Source organism: Streptomyces sp. NPDC060198 (genome assembly GCF_042728415.1).
GTDB lineage: Bacteria > Actinomycetota > Actinomycetes > Streptomycetales > Streptomycetaceae > Streptomyces.
This window is the reverse complement of record NZ_JBHWZJ010000276.1, coordinates 1-9,377: the sequence shown is the minus strand read 5'-3', so window position 1 is coordinate 9,377 and position 9,377 is coordinate 1. Positions and strand designations below refer to the sequence as shown.

At 68.8% G+C, this 9,377-nt stretch carries 4 protein-coding genes; 2 read left to right on the top strand and 2 right to left on the bottom strand.

Annotated elements, in window-relative coordinates:
- Nucleotides 1–31: 31 nt before the first annotated feature.
- Nucleotides 32–964, bottom strand: a complete 933-nt coding sequence (locus tag ACFWEP_RS26205) for an aminoglycoside phosphotransferase family protein (RefSeq protein WP_387373445.1) — start codon at nucleotides 962–964, stop codon at nucleotides 32–34.
- Nucleotides 965–1,433: 469 nt separating this feature from the next.
- Between ACFWEP_RS26205 and ACFWEP_RS26200 the strand changes: the two genes are divergently transcribed.
- Nucleotides 1,434–4,004: a discoidin domain-containing protein gene (locus tag ACFWEP_RS26200; RefSeq protein WP_387373443.1), complete on the top strand. Its 2,571-nt coding sequence runs from the start codon at nucleotides 1,434–1,436 to the stop codon at nucleotides 4,002–4,004.
- 128 nt (nucleotides 4,005–4,132) lie between these two features.
- Here ACFWEP_RS26200 and ACFWEP_RS26195 read toward each other — a convergent pair whose 3' ends face one another.
- Nucleotides 4,133–5,125: a polysaccharide deacetylase family protein gene (locus ACFWEP_RS26195; protein ID WP_387373441.1), complete on the bottom strand. Its 993-nt coding sequence runs from the start codon at nucleotides 5,123–5,125 to the stop codon at nucleotides 4,133–4,135.
- Between the two features lie 900 nt (nucleotides 5,126–6,025).
- Here ACFWEP_RS26195 and ACFWEP_RS26190 point away from each other — a divergent pair.
- On the top strand, nucleotides 6,026–9,322 hold the full coding sequence (locus ACFWEP_RS26190; protein WP_387373439.1) for a LamG-like jellyroll fold domain-containing protein: 3,297 nt from the start codon (nucleotides 6,026–6,028) through the stop codon (nucleotides 9,320–9,322).
- Nucleotides 9,323–9,377: the final 55 nt, after the last annotated feature.

Sequence of the window (9,377 nt, the reverse complement as noted above, 5' to 3'; positions counted from 1 at the left end):
CACCGGGGCCGCCCGCGTTGTGCGCCCGCGCTCACGAGTCAGGGGTGAGCAGTTCCGAGAGGCGCGCCGTGAAGGCGGTGAGGCGATCGCGCTCCCGCCCGTGCCGAGCGACGCGGAAGCCGTGACCGAGCCCGTGGAAGGTGGCGGTGACGGCGTGCCACAGGGCCCAGCGCCGGACGCGTTCACGGTCGAGCTCCGCCGCCTCGGCGTAGATGTCCAGCGTGCGGTTCACCGCGCGGCGCAGGTCGACGGAATCGATGAGGGAGAAGGCCCGCGACTTGAGTAGGGTCCCCGCGTCGTAAGCGGGGTCACCGGCGTATCCCTTGGGGTCGACCGCCAGCCACGGTTCGCGGTCGGCGCGCAGGATGTTCCTGCCGTGCAGATCGCCGTGGACGACCGTGTCCGGCTGGCACCGGCCGAGCTCCCGGACGGTCGCCCGTGCGTGATCGAGTGCTCGGTCCGGTACCGCGTCCGGCATGAGCTCGGCGTCGGAACGCAGTTCCTCCTCCCAGATGTCCGCCCGCTCCCGCAGTCGGGGGAGGCCGGCGGGAGCGGGGACGGCGAGCCTGCGGCTGAGGGCACCGGCGACCGCGGCGACCGTGTCGGAGTGCTCCGACTCCGCCAGGGTGGACGTCCCCGCTCGTTCGAGGAGCATGGCGAACCGTTCGTCGTCCCGTGCGTGCAACAGCACGGCGCCGCGACCGCGCCACGCCGCGAGACCGTCGGGCTCGTGGACGTTGCCCGGGTGCGGGAAGGACACCTTGATCACTGCCGCGCCCTCGGACCGCCGCCGGACCGGGACGACGACTCCGATGCCGCCGTGCGTGATCCGCCCGTCCTGGACGCAGTTCCACCGGTCGAGAAGGCCTTCGACGAGCAGCGGGAGACCGTCGAGCCACGCTCTCCCGTGCGCGCCTTCGCGTCCGAGGGTGGCACGGGCGAAGGTGTCCGGAATCTCGATCATTCTCCGAGGGTAGGTGGGTGGCGCGGAGCGCGGTGGTCCTTGCGGTGGGGCCGTCGGCCGCGCTGCCGGGCCGCCGGTCGCGCCGCCGGTCCAAAACTTACGAAGATGAACGCAAAGGCCCTGCCCGGCGCGCGGACGCGTCCAATTCCCGCACGCCGTCACACCGACAACTCCGTTGCTCGAAAAGACATGTGAGCAGGTGGGATGCGGTTCGCGGGCAGCCGGGCACCCGCGTTCGCGGAAACCGCCGATCGATCTCTGCTGCATCTATTGACGGTCCTGGGGGCTACTTCTACGGTATGCGCCGGGAGAGCGCTCTCTCCGAGTTCTTCCTCTCGCATCGGTTCTGATGAACCCTCACGCACTCTGACGGGCGGGGTGTGCGGGCTGGGTGAGAGAGCGCTCTCCCGTAGAGGTGGTCCGCCGGTCGGCGGACCGCGGTGTGCGTTCCGAGAAGGAGCAGCGACGTATGAGATTCAGACCCGGCCGAGCCGCGGCGGCAGTGGTGGCAGGCATCCTCGTCATCCCCGTCCTGGGAGCTCCGGCGTTCGGCGCCGACGCGCCGGTCCTGCTGTCGCAGGGCCGAACCGTGACGGCGTCCTCGGAAGAGAACGGCGGCACCACGGCCGCGAAAGCGGTCGACGGCGACACCGGCACCCGCTGGGCCAGCGCCGCGTCGGACAACCAGTGGCTACAGGTGGACCTCGGCACGTCCTCCACCATCAGCAAAGTGGTGCTGAACTGGGAGGCCGCGTACGCCAAGGGGTACCGCATCCAGGTCTCCGGGGACGGTTCCAACTGGACCGACCTGCGCACGGTGACGGACGGGGACGGCGGCGTCGACACCCTCGACGTCAGCGGCACCGGCCGTTACGTGCGGGTGCAAGGCACCGTACGGGCGACGCAGTACGGCTACTCCCTCTGGGAGTTCCAGGTCTACGGCTCCGCCTCGGGGACCACGGACCCGGGTACGGGCTCGGGCCAGTGCGGTACTGCCAACGCGGCGCTGAACCGCACGGCGACGGCGTCCTCCGTGGAGGGTGCCGGCACCCCGGCCTCCTCCGCCTTCGACGGCAACGGTGCCACCCGCTGGTCCAGCCAGGCGACCGACACCCAGTGGATCCAGGTCGACCTGGGCGCCGTCAAGAACATCTGCCAGGTGGACCTTTCCTGGGAGGCGGCCTACGGCAAGGACTTCGCCATCCAGGCGTCCACCGACGGCACCACCTTCACCGACCTGAAGAAGGTCACCGGCGCCACCGGTGGCAACTCGTCCTACCAGGTGCAGGGTTCGGGCCGTTACCTCCGCATCGCGGGCACGGCCCGGGGTACCGCGTACGGCTACTCCCTCTGGGAGGCGGCCGTCCACGTGCAGGACGGTTCCACGACGCCGATCCAGGGCGGCGGTGACCTCGGCCCCAACGTCAAGGTCTTCGACCCCTCCATGTCGTCCGCGGCCATCCAGCAGCAGATCGACGCGATCTACGCGCAGCAGGAGTCGGCGCAGTTCGGCGAGGGCCGCTACGCGCTGGCCTTCAAGCCCGGCAGCTACGACGTCAACGTCAACACCGGCTTCTACACCTCGGTCCTCGGCCTCGGGAAGAACCCCGACGACGTGACCGTCAAGGGAGTCAGTGTCGACGCCGGCTGGTTCAACGGCAACGCGACGCAGAACTTCTGGCGTTCGACGGAGAACCTCTCCATCGCCCCGTACGACGGCACCAACCGCTGGGCGGTCGCGCAGGCGGCTCCGTTCCGCCGGATGCACGTCAAGGGCGGCCTCAACCTCGCTCCCTCCGGCTACGGTTGGGCGAGCGGCGGTTACATCGCCGACTCCAAGATCGACGGCACGGTCGGCCCGTACTCGCAGCAGCAGTGGTACACCCGCGACAGCTCCATCGGCGGCTGGACCAACTCCGTCTGGAACATGGTCTTCTCGGGAACCGAGGGTGCGCCGGCGACCTCCTTCCCGGAGCCCCGGTACACCACCCTGGACACCACCCCGGTCAGCCGTGAGAAGCCGTACCTCTACCTGGACGGCTCCACCTACAAGGTGTTCGTGCCCTCCAAGCGGGTCAACGCGCGGGGCGTGAGCTGGGCCAACGGCTCGACCCCCGGCACCGCGATCGGACTCGACCAGTTCTACGTGGCCAAGCCGGGCGTCTCCGCCGCCACCATCAACCAGGCGCTCGCACAGGGTCTGAACCTGCTCTTCACCCCGGGCGTCTACCACCTCGACAGCACCATCGCGGTCAACCGCGCCGACACGGTGGTCCTGGGCCTCGGTCTCGCCACCCTCGTCCCGGACAACGGCGTCACCGCGATGAAGGTCGCCGACGTCGACGGCGTCAAGCTCGCCGGGTTCCTGATCGACGCGGGCACCACCAACTCGCCCACCCTGCTGGAGATCGGCAAGCAGGGCGTGCACGCCGACCACGCGAACAACCCGACCTCGATGCAGGACGTGTTCGTGCGGGTGGGTGGCCAGTTCGCGGGCAAGGCCACGACTGCCGTCGAGATCTACAGCGACGACACGATCATCGACCACACCTGGATCTGGCGGGCCGACCACGGTTCCGGCGTCGGCTGGAACGTCAACGCCTCCGACAACGGACTGCTCGTCCACGGCGACGACGTACTCGCCACCGGGCTCTTCGTCGAGCACTTCAAGAAGTACGACGTCGAGTGGTTCGGCGAGCGGGGCCGGACGATCTTCTTCCAGAACGAGAAGGCGTACGACGTGCCCAGCCAGGCCGAGTGGATGGACGGCAGCAGCAAGGGCTATGCCGCCTACAAGGTGGATCCGTCCGTCAACACGCACGAAGCCTGGGGCGTGGGCAGTTACTGCGCCTTCACCCTGACGAGCATCGAGACGGACCGCGGATTCCAGGTCCCGGTGAAGGCCGGTGTGAAGTTCCACAGCATCCTGGCTGTCTCGCTCGGTGGGGCCGGGCGGTACAACCACGTCATCAACGACACGGGTGCCCCCGCGTTCGGGACGGACACCGTTCCGTCCACGGTGACGAACTTCTCCGGCTGATTACGGGGTAATTGACGGGTGACACCGGCTGTCGGGCCGGTGTCACCCGGCGAGGCGGGTGCCGGACGGCGGTCCGGTACCCGCTTTCGTCGTCCCGGCCCGAGGCGGCTCCGTGCCGGTCTCGGAGCTCAGCCCGCGCTGCAGGAGACCGTGGGCCAGGTCGAGGCGCCGTTGGTCTGGATCGTCACCCCCCAGTTGTTGCCGCTGCCGTTGGGCTTGGCGGTCAGTACCTGGGCGCTGGGATAGGACGCCGCGATGTTCCACGTCGCGATGATCTTCTCGGGGGAGGGGACGTTCATGGTGACGGTCCAGTTGGCGGAACCGGTGACGGAGACGGTGAGGTTGTAGCGGTCGCTCCACTGCTGGCCCGCGGAGAGTGTCGCGGAGCAGCCGCCGGTGCCGCCCCCGCCGCCGCTGGTGCCTCCGTCCGGTGCCACGGCGCGTCCCGTCTGCGGGGAGATCATGCCGGCGCACAGTCCGCGGGCCGCCAGCCCCTGGGCGATGCGCGGGATTGCCGCGAGGGTGGCAGCGGGCCATTCGTGCATGAGGATGACTTGGCCGTTGGTGAGCCGCCCGGCGGCCTGGACGATCGCGTCGGTGCTCGCGCCGTTCCAGTCCTGCGAATCGATGTCCCAGATCACCTGCGTCAGACCGTACTTGGCCTCGACGGCCTGCAGCGTCGCGTTGGTCTCACCGTACGGAGGTCGAAAGAGTTTCGGAGTCCCGCCGCCTGCCGCCGCGATGGCCTGCTGGGTCCGGGAGACCTCCGAGTCCATCTGCGCCTGGGTCTGCTGGACCAGGTGCGGGTGGGTGTAGCTGTGGTTGCCGACCCACATACCGGCGTCGACCTCCGCCTTCACCTGGGCCGGGTAGGAGGCCGCGAACTGGCCCTCGTTGAACATGGTCGCCCGCAGCCCGTTCTGCTTGAGGGCGTTGAGCACGGCGGGGGTGTGGTCGTTCGAGGGGCCGTCGTCGAAGGTGAGCCCGACGTAGCCGTTGCACGTGGCGGCGTACGACGGGGAGGCGGCTGTCGTGAGGGCGGCGACGGTGGTCACCGTCGTCATGATCGCCGCGAGGCCGGCGGCCAGGGAGCGCGACGAGAGGGCCGAGGGGGTTCGCATGTGTTCCTCCGTGGGGGAAGGTGCGCTGCGGTCGGACCACGTCGGACGACGATCTCCGCGGCGCAGTGATTCTGGTCAAGTCCCGTGCTCTTATGTGGAGTTGTGAGAAGCGTCCGGCTCGACGCGTCAGGGGTTCCGGGTCGGCGATCAGTGTTGACGTGGCTCCATGGGCTGTCAATGGTTTCGGTCGCGATGGCGAAAGCTTCGAAGCGGTCCCATCGGCCCGTATCGGGAGTACCAGCAGGTCACGGACGCATGCCGGCCGCGCCCTTCTGGAGGGCGCGGAATGCGCAGGCGTGGGCGCGTCGGAGTGGAGCCACAGCGACCGAAAGTTTCGACGCTTGTGGTGACTCCGGTCAGGCTCGGTCCGTGTGACGGCCACGCATACCGGCCCCGTCCGGAACCGTGAGGTGACCGGTCGCCGAGTGGGCGCGCTCTCCCGGCGGGGCTTCACGCCGGACGTCCGCGTGGCGGGTGACCCCCGCTCGGCGGCGCTGGTCCCGTGTGTCCCTGCGGGCGGCAAGCGCCTCCGCAGAACGCCGCAGCGCCTTCGGGCCGCGCACGGACGGCGCCGACCGCTGGGCGGTCACCCCAAGCAGGGGATTGGCTCAAAAGTTCCTTGCGGACCTTGTCCGCGAGTGAGGAGCACGGGTGTTCGCATCGGCGGCGAGTCGGAGCGAAGCCCCCTCGGCTGCCCGCCCCGTGAGAGGCCCTGCGTTCCGCCGGCCTGCCGGGCCCGTTTCCGTCGTGTGAACGGTACGCGCTCAGGTCACGAATTTCTATCGTTGAAAATTTTCTGTGCACGACCGTTGTGACGGCGCTTGTGCTGTGGCTCAATGATCGACCATGTGCTGTGCCTCGCTCGTCCGAGGCACTCAGCTCCTTCGTGAGGACAATGCCATGAGACGACAACTACCGCGCCGACGTGCGGCTTTGACGACAATCGCCTGTACGGCGGCCCTGGCGATGCCCCTCGGGATCACCATGGTCCCGGCGGCTGCCGCGGCACCTGCCGCCCACTCGTCGTCCGGTGCCACGGCGCCGACGTTCGTATCCGAGAACCCGGCCACTCTGGTCCACGGGCTCAAGGGCGAGTACTACGCGATGTCCGCCCCCGGGGCACGGGACTTCGCCAAGCTCGGCGCCACCGCCCTGGACCCGCAGGTCAACTTCGGGGACCTCACGGGCGCTTTCCAGTCGGCCACGGGTCAGACCGAGAACACCACCGCGCGCTGGACTGGCCAGATCCAGGCCCCGGCGACCGGTGACTACACCTTCGCCGCGAGCGGCGACAACGGCTTCCGGCTGCTGATCGACGGCGTTGCGGTCATCGACCACTGGGTGGGTGACTGGGACGTCGAGCAGACGAGCAAGCCCGTTCACCTGGAAGCGGGTGTGCAGCACGACTTCAAGCTGGAGATGTTCCAGGACGTCGGCGGCGCCAACATGTTCCTGCGCTGGTCGAGCCCGGCGCTCGCCAAGCAGATCATCCCCGAGTCGGCGTTCACCCCGCCGGCCGACTACGAGGTCTACCCGGTCGCCCTGACCGTCGCCGAGGACGGCAAGCGCCTCCAGGCCACGTTCGACGACAAGGTCGGCAACCTCGCCGCCGTGAAGGACCACCTCGTCATCGAGGCGGACACCACGCCGATGCCGATCAAGTCCGTCGTCAAGGCGTCCGGCAAGGGCAACTCGCTCATCGTTACCCTGTCCGAGGCCATCCAGAAGGACCAGCAGGTCAAGGTCACGTACGGCACCGAGGGTGGCCTCACGGTGGGCGGCGAGACCGTCCCCGACATCAGCCGCAACGCCAAGAACCTGTCGACCAAGCGCCTCACCACGGTCTGGGGCGACAAGCTCGACCGCAACAACCCGCTGCCCGAGTACCCCCGGCCGCAGCAGGTCCGCTCCCAGTGGAAGAACCTCAACGGCACCTGGGAGTTCGCCGGCGCCGCTGCGGGCGAGCAGCCCGTCTTCGGCAAGAAGCTCGGCGAGAAGATCACCGTGCCGTTCGCGGTGGAGTCCCAGCTCTCCGGTCTGGAGCGCCACGAGGACCACATGTTCTACCGCAAGCTCGTGACGGTGCCCAAGAACTGGAAGGTGGGCAAGTCCGGCAAGGACAAGCGGCTGAAGCTCAACTTCGGCGCGGTCGACTACAACGCGACCGTCTTCGTCAACGGCAAGAAGGTCGCCGAGCACACCGGCGGCTACACCGCTTTCGACGCTGACATCACCGACGCCCTCAAGGGCACCGGTCAGCAGGAGATCGTGGTCGCCGTCACCGACACCACCGGGGCCAACCAGCCCAAGGGCAAGCAGTCCTCCAACCCGGGTGGCATCGAGTACACCGCCACCTCCGGTATCTGGCAGACCGTCTGGATGGAGCCGGTCTCCACCGCCTCCATCGACTCGCTGACGACCACCCCGGACATCGACAAGGGCCGGCTCGCCGTCACCGTCAACTCCGACGACGCTTCCGCCGGCGCCCGGATCACGGCCGTCGCCCGGGACAAGAAGGGCAAGGTCGTCGGTACGGTCTCCGGTCCCGCCAACCGTGAGCTCAGCCTGCCGGTGGCCAAGGAGCACCTCTGGTCGCCCGACGACCCCTACCTCTACGACCTCGACGTCACGCTGACCGACGGTCACGCCACCGACAAGGTGGGCAGCTACTTCGGTATGCGCTCGCTCAAGGTCGAGAAGGTGGGCGGCTACCAGAAGCTCACCCTCAACGGCAAGCCGTTCTTCTCGCTCGCCCAGCTGGACCAGGGCTTCTACCCCGACGGTCTCTACACCCAGCCCAGCGACGACGCCCTCGTCTTCGACCTGAAGGCGCAGAAGGACCTCGGCTTCAACGCCGTGCGCAAGCACATCAAGGTCGAGTCGCCCCGCTGGTACTACCACGCGGACCAGCTCGGGCTCCTCGTCTGGCAGGACTTCGTGTCCGGCGGCATCGACAACGAGGCCGGCCAGCAGGCCTTCATCTCCCAGGCACAGGAGGAGATGACCCAGCTGCACAACTACCCCTCCATCGGTGGCTGGATCGTCTTCAACGAGGGCTGGGGCGAGTGGGACCGCACCGCGACCGGCAAGCTCACCGAGGCCGTCAAGGCCGCCGACCCCTCGCGCGTCGTGAACGCCCACAGTGGCGTGAACTGCTGCAACTCGAAGGGTGACTCGGGCGCCGGCGACATCATCGACCACCACGACTACGGCAACACCGACCCCGCCTTCCCGGACGCCACCCGGGCGGCGATGGACGGCGAGCACGGCGGCTTCACCCTGCGCTCTCCCGGACACATGTGGCCGGGTGCCCCGACGGTGATCTACAGCGGGGTCAACACCAAGGCCGCGCTCACCGCCAAGTACGTCGAGAACACCGAGAAGTACTACCTCGAAGCGGCCGGCGCCGAGCTCTCCGGCTCCGTCTACACCCAGGTCACCGACCTGGAGCACGAGCTGAACGGCCTCTGGACGTACGACCGTCGTGAGGCCAAGGTCGACATCGCCGCGGTGCGCGCGATCAACGAGAAGGTCATCGCGGCCGGTGCCGCGGCCGGTCAGCGCGACGAGGTCAAGGGCGGAGCCGCCTGGAACCTCGACGAGAACAAGGGCACCAAGGCCGCCGACAGCGGTCCGAACCACGCGCCGCTCACCCTGACCGGTGGCGCCTCGTGGACGCAGGGTGTCTCGGGTTCCGCGCTGAAGTTCTCGGGCGACGCCCAGTACGCGCAGACCGCCGGTCCGGTCGTGGACACCACGAAGGACTACTCGGTCTCCGCGTGGGTCACCCTGGACAAGCTGCCCAGCAACTACGCCTCTGCCGTCAGCCAGGACGGCCGGCGCACCGAGAGCCCGTTCTACCTCCAGTACGGACAGGGCGCGTTCGCCTTCTCCCTGCCGGGCAGCAACCGTGCCCGTGCGGTGACCACCCCCGAACTGGGCAAGTGGTACCACCTGGTGGGTGTGCGCCAGGGCGACACCATCTCGATCTACCTCGACGGCAAGCTCGCCGCTTCCGCCCCGGCCGGCGGCGCGGGTGACGTGAGCACCGGTCCGCTCTCCGTGGGCCGCGCCAAGTGGAACGGCAACCCGACCGACTTCTGGAACGGTTCGGTCGACCAGGTCCAGGTCTTCGACAAGGCGCTCGGCGCCACCGACGTGAGCGCGCTGTACACCGCTCACGCTCCGAAGGCCTGATCCGACGGTGTCCCGCCGGCGCGTCCATGGCGCCGGCGGGACACCCTCCCGGTGG

Bases quoted from the DNA above. Each gene is read 5' to 3' on its own strand.
- ACFWEP_RS26205 (WP_387373445.1), bottom strand. From the start codon at position 964: ATGATCGAGATTCCGGACACCTTCGCCCGTGCCACCCTCGGACGCGAA.
- ACFWEP_RS26200 (WP_387373443.1), top strand. From the start codon at position 1,434: ATGAGATTCAGACCCGGCCGAGCCGCGGCGGCAGTGGTGGCAGGCATC.
- ACFWEP_RS26195 (WP_387373441.1), bottom strand. From the start codon at position 5,125: ATGCGAACCCCCTCGGCCCTCTCGTCGCGCTCCCTGGCCGCCGGCCTC.
- ACFWEP_RS26190 (WP_387373439.1), top strand. From the start codon at position 6,026: ATGAGACGACAACTACCGCGCCGACGTGCGGCTTTGACGACAATCGCC.